The sequence below is a fragment of the Nocardia sp. NPDC020380 genome (assembly GCF_044386975.1).
GTDB lineage: Bacteria > Actinomycetota > Actinomycetes > Mycobacteriales > Mycobacteriaceae > Nocardia.
In genome coordinates this window covers 205,086-225,499 of the sequence record NZ_JBIRVQ010000007.1, presented here as the reverse complement: position 1 = coordinate 225,499, position 20,414 = coordinate 205,086, and the positions used below count along the sequence as shown (strand labels likewise).

Below are 20,414 nucleotides of genomic sequence, written 5' to 3'. Positions count from 1 at the left end.
GGTTAGCGCTCCACGATGGCGACGACGCCCTGGCCGCCCGCGGCACAGATGGAGACGAGGGCGCGGCCGCCGCCCTTCTCCGCGAGCTGCTTGGCGGTCTGGGCGATGATGCGGCCGCCGGTGGCGGCGAACGGGTGGCCCGCGGCGAGCGAGGAGCCGTTCACGTTCAGCTTCGAGCGGTCGATCGAGCCGAGCGCGCCGTCCAGGCCCAGGCGCTCCTTGCAGTACTGGTCCGACTCCCAGCCCTGCAGGGTGGCGAGCACCACGGAGGCGAAGGCCTCGTGGATCTCGTAGTAGTCGAAGTCCTGCAGCGTCAGGCCGTTACGGGCCAGCAGGCGCGGCACCGCGTAGGTGGGGGCCATGAGCAGGCCGTCCGGGCCGTGGATGTAATCGACCGCGGCGACCTCGGAGTCCACCAGGTAGGCCAGCGGCTGCAGGTTGCGCGAGGCAGCCCACTCCTCGGAGCCGAGCAGCACCGCGGAGGCGCCGTCGGTCAGCGGGGTGGAGTTACCGGCGGTCATGGTCGCGCCACCGGCCTTGACGCCGAAGACCGGCTTCAGGGTCGACAGCTTCTCGATGGTCGAACCGGGACGCAGGTTGTCGTCGCGGGTCAGGCCCAGGAACGGGGTGATGAGGTCGTCCATGAAGCCGCGATCGTAGGCGGCGGCCATGTTCCGGTGCGACAGGTAGGCCAGCTCGTCCTGCGCCTCCCGGGAGACACCGAATTCCTTGGCGGTGATGGCGGCGTGCTCACCCATCGAAAGACCGGTGCGCGGTTCGGCATTGCGCGGGATCTCGATGCCGACCATCGACGGACGCAGGCGGCCGACCAGCTTCACGTAGTCGGAGTTCTTCTTGGCGCGGTTGGCGTCCAGCATCCACTCGCGCATGCCCTCGCTGACACCGATCGGCGCGTCCGAGGTGGTGTCGGTGCCGCCGCCGATACCGTTCTCCAGCCGGCCCAGCGCGATGCCGTCGGCCACGGTGACGATGGACTGCAGGCCGGTGCCGCAGGCCAGCTGCAGGTCGTGGGCCGGGGTGTAGGGGGAGAGGGTCGAGCCGAGCACGCTCTCGCGGATCATGCCGTGCTCGCCGACGCGCTTCAGCACCGCGCCGCCGACGACCATGCCGAGCCGCTCGCCCTGCAGACCGAAGCGAGCGACCAGGCCGTTCAGCGCGGCGGTGAACATGTCCTGGTTCGAAGCGTGCGCGTACTTGCCGTCGGAGCGGGCGAACGGGATGCGGTTACCGCCGAGGATGGCAACCGGGCGGGCCTGCTTCGTGTTCTTGGCCGCGGGCTTGGCCGAACGGGCTTTGGTGGTCACTCGAGTCTCCAGTGTCTCGTCGGTGGAATTCCGGCACGCGCGGTCCCGCGGGACGCGCATCAGTCGGTTTACATTAAACTTACTCTGGAGTAAGTTGTTTTGTCGACACCGTACCCCGCACATGTGCGCAACGCCGCTTCCGGCGGGCCGACGACCAAGAGAAGGTAGGACCTGTGGCTGCCAGCAAGAGCAAGGGCGCTCCCAACCTGTACGGATCTTTCGTTCATTCCGCCCCTGGCGCGTTCCTGGCCGGCAAGCTCGGGCTGCCGCAGCCGGAGACCCTGCGCCGTTACAAGGCCGGCGAGCCCGCTCTCCCCGGCCCGGTGCTGGTCGGCGGTAAGGGCCGCGTCGCCGACGCCGTGCGGAACCTGTTGAACGACTACACCTTCGTCGACGGCGTCACCCAGGGCGTGAAGTTCGGGGCGCTGGTATTCGACGCCACCGGCATCAAGACCATCGAAGAGCTGCAGCAGCTGTTCGAGTTCTTCCAGCCCGCCATGCGCAGCATCGCCCCCTCCGGCCGCGTGCTCGTCATCGGCACCACCCCCGAGCTGTCGGCCTCCGTCGACGAGCAGATCGCGCAGCGCGCGCTCGAGGGCTTCAGCCGCTCGGTCGGCAAGGAGCTGCTGCGCGGCGCCACCGCCAACCTGGTCTACGTCCACCCCGAAGCCGCGGCTGCCGCAACGGGTCTGGAGTCCACGCTCCGCTTCATCCTGTCCGGCAAGTCGGCGTTCGTCGACGGCCAGGTGTTCCGCGTCGGCAAGGACGACTCCACCGCTCCGGCCAGCTGGGACAAGCCGCTCGCCGGCAAGGTCGCGGTCGTGACCGGTGCCGCTCGCGGCATCGGCGCCACCATCGCCGAGGTCTTCGCCCGGGACGGTGCGACCGTCATCGTGGCCGACATCCCGGCCGCCGGTGAGGCGCTCTCCGCCACCGCCAACAAGGTCGGCGCCACCGCCCTCGCCCTCGACGTCACCGCCACCGACGCCGCCGAGAAGCTGGCCGCCTTCGCCACCGAGCGCTTCGGCGGCATCGACATCGTCGTGCACAATGCCGGCATCACCCGCGACAAGCTGCTCGCCAATATGGACGACGGCCGCTGGAACTCGGTGCTCAACGTGAACCTCGCTGCGCCGCACCGCATTACCACGGGCCTGGTCGAGCGCGGCGCGCTCAAGTCCGGTGGCCGCGTCATCGACGTGTCCTCCATCGCCGGCATCGCGGGCAACCGCGGCCAGACCAACTACGGCGCCTCCAAGGCCGGCGTCATCGGCATGGTCAACGCCGAAGCGCCGAAGCTGGGCGAGCACGGCATCACCATCAACGCGGTGGCGCCCGGTTTCATCGAGACCGCCATGACCGCCGCCATCCCGCTGACCACCCGGGAGGCCGGCCGCCTGCTGTCCTCGCTGCTGCAGGGCGGGCAGACCATCGACGTCGCCGAGACCATCGCCTACTTCGCCTCCCCGGCGTCGAACGCGGTGAGCGGCAATATCGTTCGCGTCTGCGGCCAGGCCCTGATCGGAGCATGATGAGCCAGACCATCAAGCTCACCGAGCCGCCCAAGAACACCAACCTTTTCGTCAAGGCCGCTATCGGCGCCCTGCCGGTACCGGGCCTGTCGGCCCGCAAGTCCACCGTGCCGGACCGCACCGTCCGGCTCGAGGGCTTCAAGGTCGATCCCGACCATCTGGCGGCCTACTGCCGCGCCACCGGCCTGCGCTTCGGCGACGCGTTGCCGCTGACCTACCCGTTCGTGCTCAGCTTCCCGCTGGCCATGCAGCTGGTCGTCGCCCGCGACTTCCCGTTCGTGGCGGTCGGCGCGGTGCACGCGGAGAACGTCATCGAGCGCACCCGCGACATCTCGGTGTCCGAGCCGCTGGATTTCGAAACCCACATCGAGAACCTGCGCGAGCACCCCAAGGGCCTGCTCGTGGACGCCATCACCGAGGTGAGCGTCGGCCGGGAACTGGTGTGGCGGCAGGTCACCACCTTCCTGCACCAGCAGCGCACCTCGCTGTCGGGCGGGCCGAAGCCGGAACCCAAGCCGGACGAGGTGCCACCGCCGCCGCTGCGCACCTTCCGGGTGGATCAGAAGACGATCAGCCAGTACGCCGCGGCATCGGGCGACCACAACCCGATCCACACCTCCGCGCTGGGCGCCAAGGCCTTCGGCTTCCCGAAGCCGATCGCGCACGGCATGTGGTCGGCCGCGGCCATTCTCGGCGTCCTCGAGGGCCGCATTCCCGAAAAGGCCACTTACGCGGTCAAGTTCGGCAAGCCGATCCTGCTCCCGTCCACCGTGAATGTGTACGCGGACCAGGTCGCGGGCGGCTGGGACCTGGCCCTGAAGAACCCCAAGAAGGGCTACCCGCACCTCACCGCCACCATCCGCTAGACCGTGCGGCCGGGGCCGATCCCACTGATCGGGCCCGGCTGTTCGCGTCGAGCGTGTATTGTGCATGCACACATGGCAGTCCAGCATCCAGCGCCGGATGCAGTTCCAGGACACCATCCGAGACCCGGGACCGAACATCGCCGGTGGTCACCGAACCACCGCGCCAGACCGACTCAGACAGGTAGTGTCGGCAGCTTCGGCCCCACCGGGGCGGGACGAGAGCCGCGCACCGATTCGTTCACCGTATGTCGCCACGCAGGGGTTTCGACATCCGGCCGAATCGGTGGGCGGCTCTGTGTTTTCGGCCTCCGCTCCGCTCCGGCGGGGTTCGCGGCCCTAAGTCTCGATTCTTCCCTCCCTTCGCTCCTCCGCTGCGCTCCCCCGCTCCACTCAGTCCAGAATCGAGCCGGCCGCGAACCGTTGGGGTGCAGCCGCATTGGCGGAATCGGTCAGTAGGCGGAGGGATTCGTCGAGCCAGGCGGGGGTGAGGCCCTCGTCGGAGCGAGCCGCTACGTGCATGTCCGGGCGGAGGAGTAGTGCGCCGCCGTCCGGGAGGTGCAAGTGGTCGGCGCAGTCGGTGGCGGGGAGGGCGTGGACGGCGATCTCGACGCCGGTGTCGCGCCCGGCTTTTCCGGCGGCCGCGCGCCATTTGCCGCCGAAACCGCCCCACGGCATATGCCGGTGCGCCGCATCGCCGGCCAGGAAGGCCCGGCCGCGGCGGTACTCGTCGGCCACGAAAGAACCAGTGTCCCAGGCACTCTGCGCCAGCACCTCGACGGCGATATCGGGATCGCCGACCATGGCGCGCACGACCGCCACACAACGCTCCGGCGGGTAATCGGCGAGAGTTTCGCGGGCCGGATCGTATTCGATGTGGAAGGACCATTCGTCGGTGTTGTTCTTGCACAACACCACGCCGCGGACCCCGTCGCCGGCAATGTCGCACTGACTGAAACTGCGGCCGCCGAGCAGCTCGGTCAGATCGACGCGAGCGAAGACATTGATGTAGTAGCGGGTCGGCGCTACCTCCCACCCGGTGATGCCGAGCGCCTGCCGGATCGGGCTCCCCGCCCCGTCCGCCGCCACCAGATAGTCGGCGCGCAATGTCGAGACCATGCCGTCCTGATCACGCAGCGTCGCCGTGACACCGTCATCGTCCGAAGCGAACTGCACCAGTTCGTTTCCGAACCGCAGCTCACCGCCACGCTCCCGGGCAGCCTCTTCGAGGACCGGCTCCAGCAGCACCTGCGGCACGAAAACGAAATTCGCCGGACTCGGATCATTGGTGAAACCCATCGGCCCGCCGGGCTTTCCAGCCGCAGCGGACCGCCCGCCGAAATCGAGCGCCGCGGCCTCACACACCGAACGCCCCCGGCTGGCGCCCCCGAAATGCCCGCTCTTCAACACGGTCGCCGCCACCTCCTGAATCCGACCCTGCAGACCGACCTGCCGGAACATCTCCGCGGCCCGCGTATGCATCCCCCGCGCCCTGGGCAGCACCGACCGCGTGACCCGCCGCTCGACGAGAACGTAAGGGATGTCCTGATATTCGAGGAACAGCGCGGTCGAGAGCCCCACCAGGCCACCGCCGACGATCAAAACGGGAACACGCTCTTCGGATTTCATGCGCCCAGCTTGTGCGCGCCCCCTTGCACACCCCTTGCATTGCGGTGACGCCCCGCTGGTATCAGCAACTGCAGTCGCAGCAACCGCAGCAGTCGCAATCACATCCACCGCAATCGCAGTTGTCGGAGCACCCGCTGCAGCAGTTACAGCAATCGCAGCAATCCCCACACCCCGGATCACAGTCATCGCACCGCTGAACCCACCCCTCCTTCCGATGCCCGCTGCACGGCCGAGTATGCGTCGCGCAGCACGCATATCCGGTGCAGTACTGCGTGCAGATGATCCCCAGCCCCCCGAGCAGACTCGGCCGCTCGGGTGGCGGCGGCCCGGGCTGATACTCGGGCACGTCATACGGCTGCGGCGGATAGGGCTCGCCACCCGGTGGCCACGGCGGCTGGAACTGCGGTCCGGGCCCCGGTTGCTGCGGCGGATAGTACGGCCCGGGCCCTTGCGGCGGCGGAGCGCTGTGCCGCGCCGTTTCCAGTGCGGCGATGCCACCTTCGAATACTCCGGGCCGAGTCTCCACGAGATCGGTGATCGTGTGCGCGGTCGTTGTGCGACGTGTGCCGCAGGTGCCCGCGGTGCAGGTATGGGCGAGGCCCGCGACCCGCCCGAGGCGCCGGACCACGCCGCCGAGTGGGTCGAGGAGCAGCCAGCGGATGGTGGCGGTGCGATCCAGGGCGACTCGGGCCAGGGCGGCGCGCAGGAGCGAATTCGATTCGCGCAGTAGCGCATGCGCCTCTTCGGCGGTGGTGCCGGTGGCTGCCAAGGGGTTGAAGCGGCCATGGGCGCGGTCGTCGTCGAGGTCTTCGATGGCGTCGGCCAGGTGAGCGATGCGCCCGAAGTGGCGACCGGCTTCGCGGAGCGCGTCGGCGTTTTCGGGGCGCCCGGCCAGAATCGCGGTGTGCGCGAACAGCTCCGCCGCGCACAGCTGTGTCGGCGCGGTCAGCGCATCGAGGAGCGCCGAAGTCTCGGTAGCCGCGTCGGTCAGCGCTGGAGTCTCGGCGATGCGACCGTCGGAGGCTTGATCGGATTCTGGACTGTCCAGGCGGCTTTCCGTAATTGGCGCGGATTCGCCGATGCGCGCCTGGCGTACGCCAGCGGCGACGGCGCGTTCCAGGTCGGCTTGGGATTCGATCGCGGCGATGAGTGGGTCTATGTCGAGGCCGAGAGGGGCCGCGGCGGCGCGGGCCTTGGTGCGCCAGCTGTCGGCGGTGCGCCCGAGGGGGCGGCGGATGCCGGTGCGGGTGTCGCCGTCTTCGATGTGGTCGCGGATTTTGGCTGCGCCCAAGAGGAGTGAGGCGGTGGCGGCCAGTTGGATGCCGGGGGCCGAGGCGGTGATGACGGGGGCTCGGCGCATGCCGCGGAGGGGGCAGGGGGCGGCGGTGGTGCGGGCGGCGGGGGTGGGTTGCTGTGCCTCGGTGAGGACTTCGAGGAGGATGGCGTCGGTGTTGGTCGCGGCGCGGGCGAGTTGGCCGTGGGTGTCGCGGAGGCCGAGGCAGAGGCCGCACAGGTGGGTCTGCCAGTCGGTTGCCGTCAATCCATACTTTGCCGCGCTGTGCGCGCAGGGTTTCAGCAACCCGAACACCGGAATCCCCATCCCCGACCGAACCAAACAGTCGCTCCCGCAAAACAATCCGCTCGGACTGTGGCAGTTCGGCGGCGGGATGGCAACCCGATTGGGCGATTTGGGCGCTATGCCTCTTTCTTGCGGCCCGCCAGACCGCGCCAGGCCAGATCGTCGAGCAGGTCGACGGCCTCGGACATGTCGATCTGACCGCTGGCGACCCGGTCGGCGATGGCCTCACCGGCGCCGATCACGGCCACCGACACCACCTCGAAGTTGGTGCCGGGCTCGGCGTACTTCGCGCTGGATTCGAGGAGTTTGGCGGTGAGCTCGATGACCCGGTCCCGGCTGTTGGAGATCTCAGAGGCGAAGGGCTGCTGCCCGAGCGCCTGCCGGTACAGCACCTGCCAGGACAGCCGATTGGTGTCGACATAGGACAGGAAGGCCTCGAGTCCGGCGCGCAATTGCTCGTGCGGGCTGAGCTTGGGATTGCCCGCCACGGCGACCGCCTCGATGAACCGCATGCTCTCGCGGTGGATGCAGGCCCGGAACAGCTCGTCCTTGGAGCCGTAGTACAGGTACAGCATCGGCTTGGAGATCTTCGCCTCCGCGGCGATGGCATCCATCGAGGTGTCGTGATAGCCCTTGCGCGAGAAGACCTCCACGGCGGCGTCGAGCATCTGCTGCTCGCGCACCGCGCGAGGAAGCCGTTTCGTTCCGCCAGCCATTCACTCTCCTAGGGACATGTACGAGGTCCCTATCTTACTCCATGGTAAGTTCCGCGATCGTGAATTGCCGGTGATTCGCCAACTGTGTGCTGAGCGGGGACTCGGGAACTCAGCAGTGCGGCGCGGAACCTTTCAACTTTGCCATGCGCAGCACCGAAGCATCCACTTGGCTTTCCGGTAGGCGGTTGGCCTTGACGGCCTGCTCCAGCTGATCGAGCACCTTCGACAGGTTGTTGGTGGTGATCCACAGGGCATTGTCGGCACCCGCGACCAGGGCCGCTTCCACCGCATCCTCGATATCAAGGCGGCTGGTGATGGCCTTCATACCGCTCAGATCATCGGTGAAGATCACACCGTCGAACGGCGCCGCGTTGTAACCGGCGCCGGTCCGCAGCAGTTTCATGGCTTCGGGGCTGATGCTGGCCGGCACATTCGGCGTGGTGAGCCCCGGCACGTCCAGGTGCCCGACCATGACGGCCGACCCCCGGTTGATCAAATTCCGGAACGGTACGAGGTCCTTGTCCTGCATCTGATCCAGCGGCGGCGTGTGCACCACACCGGTGTGCGAATCACCCGAACCGGAGCCGTGACCGGGGAAATGCTTCATAACCGTGCCCACCCCGGCATCGTTCATCGCCCGGATGAACTCGCCCGCGTACTGCACCACCACATTCGGATCATCCGAGAAGGACCGGTCGCCGATCACGTCGTCGTCCGCCTCGCTGCTCACATCCACATCGGGCGCGAAGTCGACGGTAATGCCGTAGTCCTTCATCTTCTTGGCCCGGTCCAGGCTGAACTGGTAATACTGCTCCGGGGTCATGGTCTGCGCGACCACGCGCGCCGCGGGCGCCACTCCGAGCAGATCCTTCATCCGCGAGACCCGGCCGCCCTCCTCGTCGGTGGTGACCATGAGCGGTACCCGGGATGCCGCCTTGACCTTGTCGACCTGATGCTGGGCCAGCATGGCCTTGTCGGTCCAGCTGCCGATGAAGATGCCGCCGACCTGCTCGGTCTTCACCGCGTTCTCGGCGTCGTCCTCCCCGGTGACACCCACCGTGAGCAGCTGCGCCAGCTTCTGCCGCAGCGTGAAGTTGGCCAGGTAGCCGGCCGCGCAATCCTGTTGTCCCGGAACGGTCGTGGACGGCGCCGCGCTGCTGGTGGTGCCCGCCTGTGTGGTGCTCGAGGCCGATTCTTTCGATGGCCCGCTACTGCTGCCCGAACACGCGGTCAGCACTACGGCGGTCATGGCGAGGACGATCCCCGGAGCAAGGCGCATGAATCGACCGTAGCGGGCGCGGCCGGTGCAGCCCACAACGACACCGGCCTCGCACTCCTACCTGGGCGATTTGCCGCTTACGCCAAGGTAATTCGCGTCCCTCACTGTGCGGGTAGCTCGTGGTGGCCGCCGAACGCCTGCCGCATGGCCGACAGCACCTTGTCCGCGTACAACGACTCACCGCGCGAGGAGAACCGCTGGAACAGCGCCGCCGACAACACCGGCGCGGGCACGCCCTCGTCGATCGCCGCGTCCAGCGTCCACCGGCCCTCACCCGAATCGGACACCCGGCCGCCGAACGAATCCAGATTCGGATCCCCGTACAGCTCGGCCGCGGTGAGATCGAGCAGCCAGGACGCCACCACCGAACCCCGCCGCCACACCTCGGTGACCTCGGGAATGTCGATGTCGTAGCGGTAGTACTCGGGATGCTCGAGCGGCGTCACCTCGGCGGAGTGCTCGGTATCGGTCTCGTTGCCGACATTCGCCTTGTGCAGGATGTTCATGCCCTCGGCATAGGCGGCCATGGCGCCGTATTCGATGCCGTTGTGCACCATCTTCACGAAGTGGCCCGCACCCGCCGGCCCGCAGTGCAGATAGCCCTGCTCGGCCGTGGACGGGTCCCCGGTGCGGCCGGGCGTGCGCGGCGCGGCCTGCACGCCGGGCGCGATGGACTTCAGCAACGGCTCGAGATGCGCCACCGTCTCGTTCTCGCCGCCGACCATGAGGCAGAAACCGCGCTGCAGGCCGAACACGCCACCCGAGGTGCCGATATCCACATAGTGAATGCCCTTGGGCCGCAAGGCCGCCGCCCGCTTGATGTCCTCGTGATAGCGGCTGTTACCACCGTCGATGATGATGTCGCCGGGTTCCAGCAGTTCGGCGAGCTGATCGATGACCGCGCCGGTGGCGCCGGCCGGGATCATCACCCACGCGACGCGGGGCGTCTCGAGCATGGCCACGAACTTGCTCAGCTCGGTACTGCCCTGGAAGCTGTCGCCGAGTTCCCCGGCCAGCTGGTCGATGTGCGCGGAACCCCGTTCGTAGCCGACCGCGGTGTGCCCGTCCTTGACGATGCGGCGCACGATATTAGCGCCCATCCGGCCGAGTCCGATCATTCCGAGCTGCATATCCGTCTCCTCGAGTCGTCCTGCGCTCCGGTGGTTCCGAGCTGCCTCGATTGTCCCAGTCGAGCGTCCGGGAAAATTCTTCCGGTCGGATGGCACAAGTGTGTAACGCCCTGTAACCGTCCTCGATAAAGAGAGTGGCTCCGTGCTGTTGCCAGACCCCCGACCCGGCAACCGCACGGAGCTTCCTACGTCTCCATATACGGCCTCCCGCTTGTGGATAGCCTCGAGATTGCTCTGCATTGAGAAGGTTTCGATGTCGGCCACTATCGTGGCCCCGTGACCTCGCGTATGCGCCTACCGAAATCCGTGACACCCCGTCGTGTTGCAATCGCTGCCGGTGTGCTGATCGCCGCCGGAGGAGTGGCGTACGCGGTGGATCTCTCCCTCACCTCCGGGCAGATCGCGCGTGGCGTGCAGGTCGCCGGCATCGATATCGGTGGCCTGGATCGGACATCGGCCCGGGCCCGGCTGCAGACCGCGCTCGATCGGCGTGTCACGCAACCGTTCGCGGTACGCATCGGGGACGCCACGGAACAGGTGGTGGCCCGTGATGCCGGACTCGCCGTGGACTGGGACGGGACCTGGGACCGCGTCGGCGGGCAGCCCCTGAATCCCTTCACCCGGCTCTGGTCGTTCGCCGGCACCCGGAACGTCGCACCCGCCACCACCATCGACGACACCGCCATGGAACGGCAACTGCAGACCTTGAGCGCGCACGACCGCGAACCTGTCGAGGGGGGTGTCGTTTTCGAGGACGCCCGCCCGGTGGCGGTGCGCCCCGCACCCGGCCGCGTGCTCGACGCCGTCCCGGCCCGGACCGTGCTCGCGGACAACTGGGCCATGGGCGGGACCCTCGAACTGCCGGTGGTCGAGACCCAGCCGCAGGTGCGGGCCGACGCGGTGGACACCGCGCTGCGGACGATCGCGGAACCCGCTGTCGCCGCGCCCGTCACCTTCACCGGCAAGGACGGCGCCGCCAGCCTGGATCCCGCGCAACTCGCGAACGCGCTGTCCTTCCACCCGGACGGCCGTGGCGGACTTGCCCTTTCGTCCAACACCGAGGCACTGGTCACCGCGCTGGAACCACAGCTGCGCGATACCGAGGTGGAACCGCGCGACGCGAGTTTCGACCTGAGCAGCGGCCGTCCCGCCGTGGTGCCGGCCGTCGTCGGGGACACCATCGACTGGCCCAAGACCCTGGATGGCCTTCCGGCCGTACTGATTTCGAGCGGCGAACGCACCAAGACCGTCGTGTATCAGCAGCGGCAGCCCGCGCTGAGCACCGCCGACGCGGACAAGCTGGGCGTGGTCGAGCCGGTCGCCTCCTTCACCACCGGCGGCTTCAGCGGCCCGTCCGGCGTGAACATCCGCACGGTGGCGCGCAAGGTGAGCGGGGCGGTGGTGAAGCCGGGAGAAACCTTCTCGCTCAACGACTTCACCGGCACCCGCGGCGTCGAACAGGGTTACGTCGAATCCGGCATCATCAACAACGGCCGCCCCGCGGTCGCGGTCGGCGGCGGCATCTCCCAGTTCGCGACCACGCTCTACAACGCCGCCTACTTCGCGGGCCTCGAGGACGCGGGCCACACCGAGCACAGCTACTACATCTCGCGTTATCCGGCGGCCCGCGAGGCCACCGTCTTCGACGGCGCCATCGATCTGAAGTTCAAGAACAACACCCCCTACGGTGTGGTGATCCAGGCGCTGGCCGACGATTCCGAGGTCACGGTGCGGATGTGGAGCACGAAGACCGTCGAGGTCGAGTCGATCACCGGCGATCGCGGCAAGACCACGCAGCCGAATACGGTGACCCTCCCGAAGGGCAAGAACTGCATCGCCTCCGCGGGCGCACCCGGTTTCACCACCTCCGATACCCGCGTCATCCGGGACGCGAAGACCGGCAAGGAACTTTCCCGCCACACCCGGACCGTCAAATACGACCCCATCCCCATCGTCCGATGTGAGTGAACCCACCCGGGTGTGAGTTCACCTGCCCTGGCAAAAGATGTCATTCGCCGGAAACCGCGGAATGCATAGACTGGGTGCTTTCACACAGCAATCCCCGTTCCGGATGTTCGAGCAGTTCGCAAGACTGAAAGAGGATCCGCTTTTGTCGAGTGCTGGTCGTGGTCGAATCGGAAGTGACAGGCGCGCGGTCGTGCGCGCCTGGTGGCGTGACCCGGTCGACTATCAGTGGCTGGTGCGGACATTGGAGGCGCGCTGGGCGCTCGGCATCATCAAGAACGTGGTGGGCGCCGGCGGCGCGGTGATGGCCGTCATCACGGTGCTGACCTGGATCTCCTCCGCGGGCGCGAACGGCGCCGCCGGTATCGTGCCCGCGGTCAACATCATCGCCGGAACGCTGTGGGCGCTGTACTGGTGGACCGCGCCGTGGCCGCGCGAACGCCGATCACTGGTGCTGATGGCGATCGCGGATGTGCTCGTCACCGTGGGCTGCGTGGCGGACAGCAATCGGCTGTACGGATCGCTGGGGGCCATGCTGCTGGTCGTCACCGGCGGCTATCTGACCTTCTTCCACGGTCCGCGGATCCTGGCCCTGCACGCCGCGTGGTCGCTGCTGTCGGTGCTGGCGCTGTCGGTGCTGATGGTCGCCGACCACGACGGGGACGCGCCGCTGGCGTTCGCCATCATCCTGACCATGGCCGCCGCGACCGTGGTCGTGCTGCCGGCGCTGCACTTCTGCTACTGGGTGCTGCGGGTGGACGCTCTCTCGGATCCGCTGACCACACTGCTGAATCGGCGCGGGCTGGACTACTACCTGTCGGGCTGGTTCCGCGCCGGCGACGGCACCCCCATCTGCGTGATGACCGTCGACCTCGACCGCTTCAAGGCGGTGAACGACACCTACGGGCATTCCGCCGGAGATCAGGTGCTGGTCCGGATCGCGGCCTGCCTGCGCTCCGCGGTCGCGCCGGGGGCCATCGTGGCCCGCAGCGGCGGTGAGGAATTCGTCGTGATCGCGCACCTGACCACCGCGGCGGCCGTGGCGGAGGCCGAAAGGCTGTGCCGCTCCATCGAAGCCGCCTCGCAGTCCTCGACCCCGGTCACCGCCAGCATCGGAGTGGCTGTGGTGGAGGGCGATTCCCGGGACCGCTGCCCGGAGCGATTGCTGCACAACTCGGATTCGGCCATGTATCGCGCGAAACAGCTGGGCGGCAATATGGTCGTGCTGGCCGCGCCCACCGCCGTCGAGCGGCGCGACGCGTCGGTCAGCACCGATCCCGGCGCGAACTGATCCGGAAACGACGATGCGGCCCGGATTGCTCCGGACCGCATCGTTATTCGGTTGTGCCAGTCGAGGGACCGAGGCCCCTCGCCTTCATCAGAACGCGGCTTCGTCCAGCTCCATGATGTCGTTGTCGAGGTTCGACAGGACGGTGCGGACCGAGGTCAGCTCGGGGAGCACATTGCGGGCGAAGAACTGCGCGGTGGCCACCTTGCCGTGGTAGAACGCCTCGGTCGAGCCGTTGTCCAGGGCATTGATGGCGATTTCGGCCTGGTGCAGCAGCTGCCAGCCGATGATCAGGTCGCCGACGGCGAGCAGGAAGCGGACCGAGCCCAGGCCGACCTTGTAGAGCTCCTTCGGGTCCTGCTGGGCGCCCATCAGGTGCCCGGTCAGGGTGGCGGCCATGCCCTGCACGTCCTCGAGCGCGGTGGCGAGCAGCTTGCGCTCGGCCTTCAGGCGGCCGTTGCCGGCCTCCCGCTCGATGAACGACTGGATCTGACCGGCCACGTGGGCCAGGGCAACGCCGCGGTCACGGGCGATCTTGCGGAAGAAGAAGTCCTGCGCCTGGATGGCGGTGGTGCCCTCGTAGAGCGAGTCGATCTTGGCGTCGCGGATGTACTGCTCGATCGGGTAGTCCTGCAGGAAGCCGGAGCCACCGAAGGTCTGCAGCGATTCGGTCAGGTACTGGTAGGCGCGCTCGGAACCGACACCCTTGACGATCGGCAGCAGCAGATCGTTGACGCGGAACGCGGTGTCCTTGTCGGCGCCCGAAACCAGCTCGGCCACATCGGCGTTCTGGTGCGCGGCGGTGTACAGGTACACGGCGCGCAGGCCCTCGGCGTACGCCTTCTGCATGGCCAGCGAACGACGCACGTCCGGGTGGTGGGTGATGGTGACGCGCGGGGCGGCCTTGTCGGTCATCTGGGTCAGGTCGGCGCCCTGCACACGAGTCTTGGCATACTCGAGCGCGTTCAGGTAACCGGTCGACAGGGTGGCGATCGCCTTGGTGCCCACCATCATTCGCGCGTTCTCGATGACATCGAACATCTGCGCGATGCCATTGTGCACCTCGCCGACCAGCCAGCCCTTGGCGGGCACGCCGTGGCCGCCGAAGGTGACCTCACAGGTGGCCGAGACCTTGATGCCCATCTTGTGCTCGACATTGGTGACGAACACGCCGTTGCGCTCACCCAGGGTCTGGGTGTCGAAGTCGAAGTGGAACTTCGGGACGTAGAACAGGGACAGGCCCTTGGTGCCCGGTCCGGCGCCCTCGGGGCGGGCCAGCACCAGGTGCATGATGTTCTCGAACAGGTCGTCGGAGTCACCCGAGGTGATGAAGCGCTTCACGCCCTCGATGTGCCAGGTGCCGTCTTCCTGCTGGATCGCCTTGGTGCGGCCGGCGCCGACATCGGAGCCCGCGTCGGGCTCGGTCAGCACCATGGTGGCGCCCCAGTTGCGGTCGGCGATGATCTGAGCCCACTTCTTCTGCTCATCGGTGCCGTTGTTGTAGAAGACCTGCGCGAATCCCGCACCGGCGGCGTACATCTGGGCCGGCGGGTTGGCGCCGAGGATCATCTCGCCCAGGGCCCAGCCGATGACGGAGGGGGCGCCGAGGCCACCGAGCTCCTCGCGCACGGGCACCTTGGACCAGCCGGCGTCCTCGAGGGCGCGGTAGGACTTCTTGAAGGAGGCCGGGAGGCTCACACTATGTGTCTCCGGGTCGAAGGTCGGCGGGTTGCGGTCACCGTCGACGAAGGAGTCGGCCAGCGGGCCTTCGGCCAGGCGGCGGACCTCGCTCAGCATTTCCTTCACGGTGTCACTGTCCAGGTCGCCGTAGGCGCCCGCGTCCAGGAGCTTCTGAATGCCGAGGACCTCGAAGAGATTGAACTCGAGGTCGCGAACGTTTGACTTGTAGTGACCCATGGTCGTACTCACTCTCCATTGAGGGGTGCGGTTCGGTTTTCGCCGTTCCCGCCCGTTAGGTCCACCGGGTAGACACTGTAAAGCCGCGCTACTGACGGGTAACTTATGCGCCATGTTACCGACCGGTAGTGACCCCGCCAAGGTGATCCGGGCCGAATGTGATCGAAAGCACGCGCGTTCCGCCGCGCCGGTGATCCCTTGAGCCCGTGGGGATCCCGTAATGCCAGGTAGGGCGATATAACGTGCGGGTATGCGCATCGAGACGAGTGCCGGTCCGGCGGAGGTGGAGATCGACAGGCCCGGGCCGGCGAAGCCCGCGTTCCTGCTGGTGCTGACGCACGGATCCGGGGGCGGGGTGGATGCCAAAGACATTCTCGCGGTGCGGGATTCGGCGGTGGGACTGGGTGGCGCGGTCGCGCTGGTGACGCAGCCCTATCGGGTCGCCGGGCGGCGTGCGCCGGGGAAGGCCGACGTGCAGGACGCGGCGTGGCTGGAGATCATCGCGGCGCTGCGGAAGAAGGTGAAGGGCGTGCCGCTGATCCAGGGCGGGCGCAGCAATGGCGCGCGGGTCGCGTGCCGGACCGCGCAGGAGGCCGGGGCGCGCGGGGTGCTGGCGTTGTCCTTCCCGCTGCATCCGCCGGGGAAGCCGGAGAAGTCACGGCGTGAGGAGCTGCTGGCGGTGGGGGATATTCCGGTGGTGGTGGTGAACGGCGCACGGGACCCGTTCGGGATTCCGGAGGCCGCCGATGCCGCCGAGGTGCGGGTGATCCCCGGGCAGGCGCATTCCTACCGGGCCGGATTCGACGAGATCGTGGCGGCCGTGGCGCCGTGGCTGGAACGGTGGGCGGGCTAGACCGAATCCAGCGCGGGCGGCTGCGGGATCTCCAGCGCGAGCGGATCCACGTCGGGGACCTCCGGGGCCGGTTTGGTGGCGACCACCAGGGCGTCGATGGCGTCGCGCTCCTCGGTGGGCCGGTGGACGCGGTCCGCGATGCGGATGCGGATCTCTTCGCCGGCCGGGCCCAGCTCGGTGACGATGTCGTTCGGCGTGAAGGTGAGCAGCGGATTCGTCTCGCCGCCATACCCTTCCGTGATGTTCAGGGTGTCGTTGCCGAGCACGATCAGCGTCCCCTCCGGGGACAGCAGCTCGACCGCCTTCAGCAGCAAGGCTTTCCGATCCTCCGGAACCAGCTGCAGGAAGGCCATGAGCACGAGCTCGTAGGGCCCGTTCAGCCCCGCCGCGGCCAGTTCGGTGACCTCGGCATGGTGCCAATCGATCCGGCTGCGCACCGACCGCGACAGCCGCGAGGCCACGGTGCGCCCCTTGTCGATTCCGGTCTGGGAGAAGTCGACCGCGTCCACCTGCCAGCCGTGGGTGGCGAGCCAGAGGGCATTACGCCCCTCTCCGCAGCCGAGATCGAGCACGCGCGGCAGCTCCGGCCGCGGCTCGCCAACGGCGAAGGGGCCCAGCGGCACTCGCCGTTCGAGGCCGAATACCAGCTCGACGACGGTGTCGCTGGGCGGTGCTCCGAAGACCAGATCGGTGCTGGCGTAGTACTCGTCCCAAGCCTCGGCATCCATACGACAGAGTCTATTGATCCGGCCCGGAAAGAGTTCGGGCGCGAACACCTGACGGTGTTCGCGCCCGACTGTGCGGGGTTTCAGGGGCTTGCCCCTGAGCGGCCCCGAGAGTTGGGATCTCTACAGCGTTGTGTGCATCAGGATCACGTTGTACTGGCTGTGCACGGTCGTGAGGAAGTAGAGGTCACGGCCGGTCTGGTACGGGAAGATGTACGGCGCGTAGGCCGTCGGCAGTTCCCGCGTGTCGATGAGCACCGACGGCGCGCTCCACGGCCCCTCCGGGTTCGGGGAGGTGTACATGACGACCGAGTTCCACGGGTCCGTGGTGAGCATGATGTATTGCCCGAGGTAGTCGTTCCACTGCACCGACATCTCGGCGACGCCGCCGCCGATGACCGGCTGCGCGGCGTTCACATCCTTCTGCCACTTGCCGCCGTCCCAGTATTCGTAGGCGCCCAGGTCGCCGACGGCGCCTTCGGGTACGCGCGCCACGTAGGCGGGGTGGTTGCGGCCGGACGGGGTGCCGTATTCGTAGACGAAGCCGCCGCCCTTGACGAAGGCGTTCATCTGGAAGTTGGCATTGCCGCCGTCGTTGGGGCGGCGGGTGGCGGGCAGTTCGACCCAGTTCTCGCCGTTGTCGCCGGAGACGGCGATGCTGGAGAAGTTGGTCGTCCACTCGCCGACGTCGTCCCAGGTCTTGACCGACATCATGCTCATGATCTGGGTGCCGCCGACCGCGATGCCCGCGGTGGGGATGCGGCTGATCTCGATGAACGGGATCTTCGGGCTGGGGATGAGATCCCTGGCCTGTCCGAAGATGTCGCGGACGACACTGTCGAAGAAGATGCCGTTGCCGGGGTTCTGGGTGTGCGAGCGCAACAGGATGTTGGACCGCCATGCCCAGGTGCTGCCGATCAGCAGATTGGGGATGCCCAGGCCGGCGGTGTCGCCGAAGGCGGTGAGCATTTCACCGTTGCCGTTGTCCCACATGATGCCGAGGTCGGTGCCCAGCACGTTGTAGTTCTCGGTGTTGTTGGGGCTGGCCATGCCGGTGACCTGGAAAACCGCCTTGGTGCGTCCGGGCAGGTTGGGCAGGCCGTTGGTGCCGTTGAGGACGGGAATGGGGTTGATCGAGTTTGGGTCGGCTGTGGCCGGCGCCGTCACGGTAAGGAGCAAGGCCGTGGCACCTGCTAAGGCGGACAGCAGCAGGGGGGCGGCTTTGGTCAATGCGGTGGGACCTCCGGAGTCTCGCCGAATAATGCGCGGCCCACACAGTATGTGACGGGTCGCACAGTAAGTTCGACTCGTTGGCAAAGTGTGAAAATGCTAACAGCGATACCCGAATTAATGTTGCTGCAAACCGGATTGTTTGCCGTGAATTGGCTTACTTCTCAGAGTTCCTACCACGATTCAGCGCCTGGCGCACGATCAACGGCAGCTGAGTTGCCCGCTCCACGGCCAATGTTCGCCGCACCGACGCCTGCCAGGTGCGATCGAAGAGCTGCTTGGCGCTCGCCACCGCGGGCGCCGGGCGGGCCGCGATGCGGTCGGCGAGTTTCTCCGCCGCGGCCAGCGGGTCGGCGGTGACCTCGGTAACCAGGCCGATGCGCTCGGCGTAGGCGGCGTCCACCGGATCGGCGGTCATGGTGAGCAGCAGCGCCTTGTCGATCCCGATCAGCCGGGACAGGGTGGCCGCGCCGGTCATGTCCGGGATGAGCCCGTGCTTGGCCTCCATCACCGAGAACTCGGAATCCGGTGTGACGAACCGGAAGTCGGCGGCCAGCGCGATCTGCAGCCCGCCGCCGTAGCAGCGGCCGTGTACGACCGCGATCACCGGCTGCGGCAGCCGCCGCCACGCCCAGCACGCCTCCTGGAAGGTGTTGGTGCCCAGCCACGGCAGCGGAATGAAGCTGCGCACCACGTCGACCGGGTTGCCCATGGCCTGGGCGACATCGAGGCCGGAGCTGAAGCTGGGTCCGTTGCCGGAGAGGATGACCGCGCGAATGTCCTTGCGCTTGCCGATGATTCCGGCGACCCGCGCGAGTTCGCGCAGCATGTCGATGGTGAGGCCGTTGTGCTTGTCGGGCCGGTCGAGGGCGACGTAGGCGCGGTCGCCGTCGAAGGTCAGGGTGACGTTCCTGCTCACGATCACTTCCTAAGGGGGCTTCGGGGGCTCGGCCCCCGCGGGTTTTCACCTCGAGGGGGTCGCCTGGTCCAGCAGTAGCCGGGCGCAGCCGGCCGGGTCGTCGTAGAACGGCGTGTGGCCGCTGCCGGGCAGTGTCACATGCCGCGCGCCGGGCAGCACCTCGCGGGCGCGCCGGGACTGGGTGGCGTACGTGAGCAGGATGTCACGATTGCCCCACGCGACGGTGACCGGGATATCGGCGACGGCGGTGTGATCGGGCAGCCGGAATTCGGTGAACGAGGCCAGCGCGGCGTCGAACCCGCCCGCGCCCAGCACACCTTCGGCGGTGTCGATGCCGACCTGCGGGGTGATGTCCCAGGGCCGGCCGAAGACGAGGCCCAGGAACGCGGACCGGCCCGCCGCGGTGCCGAAGATGGCGGGCACGGCCGGATGCAGCGCCTTGGTGAGCCGCTTGGCGTTTCCGAGCGCCTGCTGGCACCAGACGCGGCCCGCGGTGTCCCAGCACCCGATCGGCGAGTACGCGGTGACCGAGCGGGCGAGCCCGCGGGCGGCCAGGTCGAGCACGATGCCGCCGCCCATGGAATTGCCTGCCAGGTGCGGTCTTTCGAGGCCCTCGGCGGCGAGGAATCCGACCAGCGCGTCGGCGAGGGTGGACACCGTGGTGTGTTCGAGGGTCTCGCTGCCGCCGAAGCCCGGCAGGTCCACCGCGATCACCTCGAACGAATCGGTGAGCAGTTCGAACAGCGGTTCCCACACCTGCCAGTGGCTGCCGACGCCGTGCACGAGCACCAAAGGTTCGCCCGATCCGGTCCGGTGGTGGTTCAACTTCGTCATGACGGCTCCCCGCGCAAGAACTTTGCCTGTCTCACCCTAACAGTCGTTGACGGGACGCCAATAGCTGCTCACGGCGGTACGATAAAAGGTATGGCAACCCGAAAAGTGACGCTGTCGCTGGACGAGGCGGCCTGGTCGTACGCACAGGATGCCGCAGCGCGAGCGGGCATGTCGCCGTCGGCGTGGATCTCCCGCGCCGCACGCCGCGAAGCCGTCCGCCTCGGCTTCGGACCCGTGCCGGACCCGGTCGAACTCGCCACGGCGGATGCCGCGGAACTCGAAGCCGCGGAGCGGGAGTTGCGTGCGCAAGGGTGAACTCTGGGTCTATCGCCCGCACGGCTCCACCACCCGCCGCCGCAACATCATCCTCATCAGCAGTGACGGCATCAACGAATCGCCGCGCCCGTGGCTGATCGCCGCGGAGGTGGAGGATGCGGACCCCCGCGACATTCTCGCGGTGCCCATTCCCGGGCACGGCTGGGTACATGCCGGGAATCTGGGGCGCATCTATCGCGGCTGGCTCGCCGAGCGCATCGACGTCGCGGACGCCGAGACATTGGATCGGATCGACACGGCCCTGCGCGCGGCCATGGATCTGTGAGATCGTTCCTGCGGCCATCCCGTCAATTC

Annotated in this window: 18 protein-coding genes; 7 read left to right on the top strand and 11 right to left on the bottom strand. The window is 67.9% G+C overall.

The genetic code is table 11. The annotated features are described in order from the left end of the window. Nucleotides 1-2 precede the first annotated feature (2 nt). Nucleotides 3-1,325: an acetyl-CoA C-acetyltransferase gene (locus tag ACH438_RS20680; RefSeq protein ID WP_397007510.1), complete on the bottom strand. Its 1,323-nt coding sequence runs from the start codon at nucleotides 1,323-1,325 to the stop codon at nucleotides 3-5. Nucleotides 1,326-1,498: 173 nt separating this feature from the next. Between ACH438_RS20680 and ACH438_RS20675 the strand changes: the two genes are divergently transcribed. After that, nucleotides 1,499-2,857 (top strand): 3-oxoacyl-ACP reductase, encoded by a 1,359-nt coding sequence (locus tag ACH438_RS20675; protein WP_397007508.1) that lies wholly within the window; start codon nucleotides 1,499-1,501, stop codon nucleotides 2,855-2,857. Beyond that, nucleotides 2,854-3,723 (top strand): MaoC family dehydratase, encoded by an 870-nt coding sequence (locus ACH438_RS20670; RefSeq protein WP_397007506.1) that lies wholly within the window; start codon nucleotides 2,854-2,856, stop codon nucleotides 3,721-3,723. Before ACH438_RS20675 ends, ACH438_RS20670 begins: the two co-directional genes overlap by 4 nt. Nucleotides 3,724-4,113: 390 nt before the next feature. Here ACH438_RS20670 and ACH438_RS20665 read toward each other — a convergent pair whose 3' ends face one another. The 5 genes from ACH438_RS20665 to gnd form a co-directional block, all read right to left on the bottom strand. Then, entirely contained in the window at nucleotides 4,114-5,349 is a 1,236-nt protein-coding gene (locus tag ACH438_RS20665) for an FAD-dependent monooxygenase (protein WP_397007504.1), read from the bottom strand. Between the two features lie 61 nt (nucleotides 5,350-5,410). Beyond that, the gene (locus tag ACH438_RS20660; protein ID WP_397007502.1) at nucleotides 5,411-6,889 is read right to left on the bottom strand and encodes a DUF5685 family protein; all 1,479 of its coding nucleotides are present in this window, start codon (nucleotides 6,887-6,889) and stop codon (nucleotides 5,411-5,413) included. Between the two features lie 155 nt (nucleotides 6,890-7,044). Continuing rightward, entirely contained in the window at nucleotides 7,045-7,644 is a 600-nt protein-coding gene (locus tag ACH438_RS20655; protein ID WP_397007500.1) for a TetR/AcrR family transcriptional regulator, read from the bottom strand. Nucleotides 7,645-7,753: 109 nt separating this feature from the next. Then, nucleotides 7,754-8,923, bottom strand: a complete 1,170-nt coding sequence (locus tag ACH438_RS20650) for a glycoside hydrolase family 3 N-terminal domain-containing protein (protein ID WP_397007498.1) — start codon at nucleotides 8,921-8,923, stop codon at nucleotides 7,754-7,756. A gap of 101 nt (nucleotides 8,924-9,024) precedes the next feature. Further along, nucleotides 9,025-10,053 (bottom strand): phosphogluconate dehydrogenase (NAD(+)-dependent, decarboxylating), encoded by a 1,029-nt coding sequence (gene gnd, locus ACH438_RS20645; protein ID WP_397007496.1) that lies wholly within the window; start codon nucleotides 10,051-10,053, stop codon nucleotides 9,025-9,027. A 276-nt stretch (nucleotides 10,054-10,329) separates the two neighbouring features. On the opposite strand from gnd, the gene ACH438_RS20640 reads away from it, so the two are divergent. Next, nucleotides 10,330-12,021, top strand: a complete 1,692-nt coding sequence (locus ACH438_RS20640; protein ID WP_397007494.1) for a VanW family protein — start codon at nucleotides 10,330-10,332, stop codon at nucleotides 12,019-12,021. 190 nt (nucleotides 12,022-12,211) lie between these two features. Further along, complete coding sequence (locus tag ACH438_RS20635; RefSeq protein WP_397007492.1) at nucleotides 12,212-13,309, top strand: diguanylate cyclase; 1,098 nt, start codon at nucleotides 12,212-12,214, stop codon at nucleotides 13,307-13,309. An 87-nt stretch (nucleotides 13,310-13,396) separates the two neighbouring features. Here the strand turns inward: ACH438_RS20635 and ACH438_RS20630 are convergent, their stop codons facing one another. Continuing rightward, nucleotides 13,397-15,223, bottom strand: a complete 1,827-nt coding sequence (locus ACH438_RS20630; protein ID WP_397008198.1) for an acyl-CoA dehydrogenase — start codon at nucleotides 15,221-15,223, stop codon at nucleotides 13,397-13,399. Between the two features lie 250 nt (nucleotides 15,224-15,473). Between ACH438_RS20630 and ACH438_RS20625 the strand changes: the two genes are divergently transcribed. After that, a complete protein-coding gene (locus ACH438_RS20625) occupies nucleotides 15,474-16,076 on the top strand; it encodes an alpha/beta family hydrolase (protein ID WP_397007490.1) in 603 nt (200 codons plus the stop codon). Here the strand turns inward: ACH438_RS20625 and ACH438_RS20620 are convergent. From ACH438_RS20620 to ACH438_RS20605, 4 genes are all read right to left on the bottom strand, one after another. Further along, the gene (locus ACH438_RS20620; protein ID WP_397007488.1) at nucleotides 16,073-16,804 is read right to left on the bottom strand and encodes a class I SAM-dependent methyltransferase; all 732 of its coding nucleotides are present in this window, start codon (nucleotides 16,802-16,804) and stop codon (nucleotides 16,073-16,075) included. The genes ACH438_RS20625 and ACH438_RS20620 overlap by 4 nt on opposite strands. Before the next feature lie 120 nt (nucleotides 16,805-16,924). Beyond that, complete coding sequence (locus tag ACH438_RS20615) at nucleotides 16,925-18,031, bottom strand: DUF4185 domain-containing protein (protein ID WP_397007486.1); 1,107 nt, start codon at nucleotides 18,029-18,031, stop codon at nucleotides 16,925-16,927. Between the two features lie 157 nt (nucleotides 18,032-18,188). After that, nucleotides 18,189-18,950: a crotonase/enoyl-CoA hydratase family protein gene (locus ACH438_RS20610; RefSeq protein ID WP_397007484.1), complete on the bottom strand. Its 762-nt coding sequence runs from the start codon at nucleotides 18,948-18,950 to the stop codon at nucleotides 18,189-18,191. A gap of 45 nt (nucleotides 18,951-18,995) precedes the next feature. Then, nucleotides 18,996-19,784, bottom strand: a complete 789-nt coding sequence (locus ACH438_RS20605; RefSeq protein WP_397007482.1) for an alpha/beta fold hydrolase — start codon at nucleotides 19,782-19,784, stop codon at nucleotides 18,996-18,998. 90 nt (nucleotides 19,785-19,874) lie between these two features. On the opposite strand from ACH438_RS20605, the gene ACH438_RS20600 reads away from it, so the two are divergent. Together ACH438_RS20600 and ACH438_RS20595 are read left to right on the top strand one after the other, a co-directional pair. Then, complete coding sequence (locus ACH438_RS20600; RefSeq protein ID WP_397007480.1) at nucleotides 19,875-20,099, top strand: hypothetical protein; 225 nt, start codon at nucleotides 19,875-19,877, stop codon at nucleotides 20,097-20,099. Beyond that, nucleotides 20,086-20,385, top strand: coding sequence for a hypothetical protein (locus tag ACH438_RS20595; RefSeq protein ID WP_397007478.1), 300 nt, complete (start codon nucleotides 20,086-20,088; stop codon nucleotides 20,383-20,385). Before ACH438_RS20600 ends, ACH438_RS20595 begins: the two co-directional genes overlap by 14 nt. Nucleotides 20,386-20,414 lie beyond the last annotated feature (29 nt).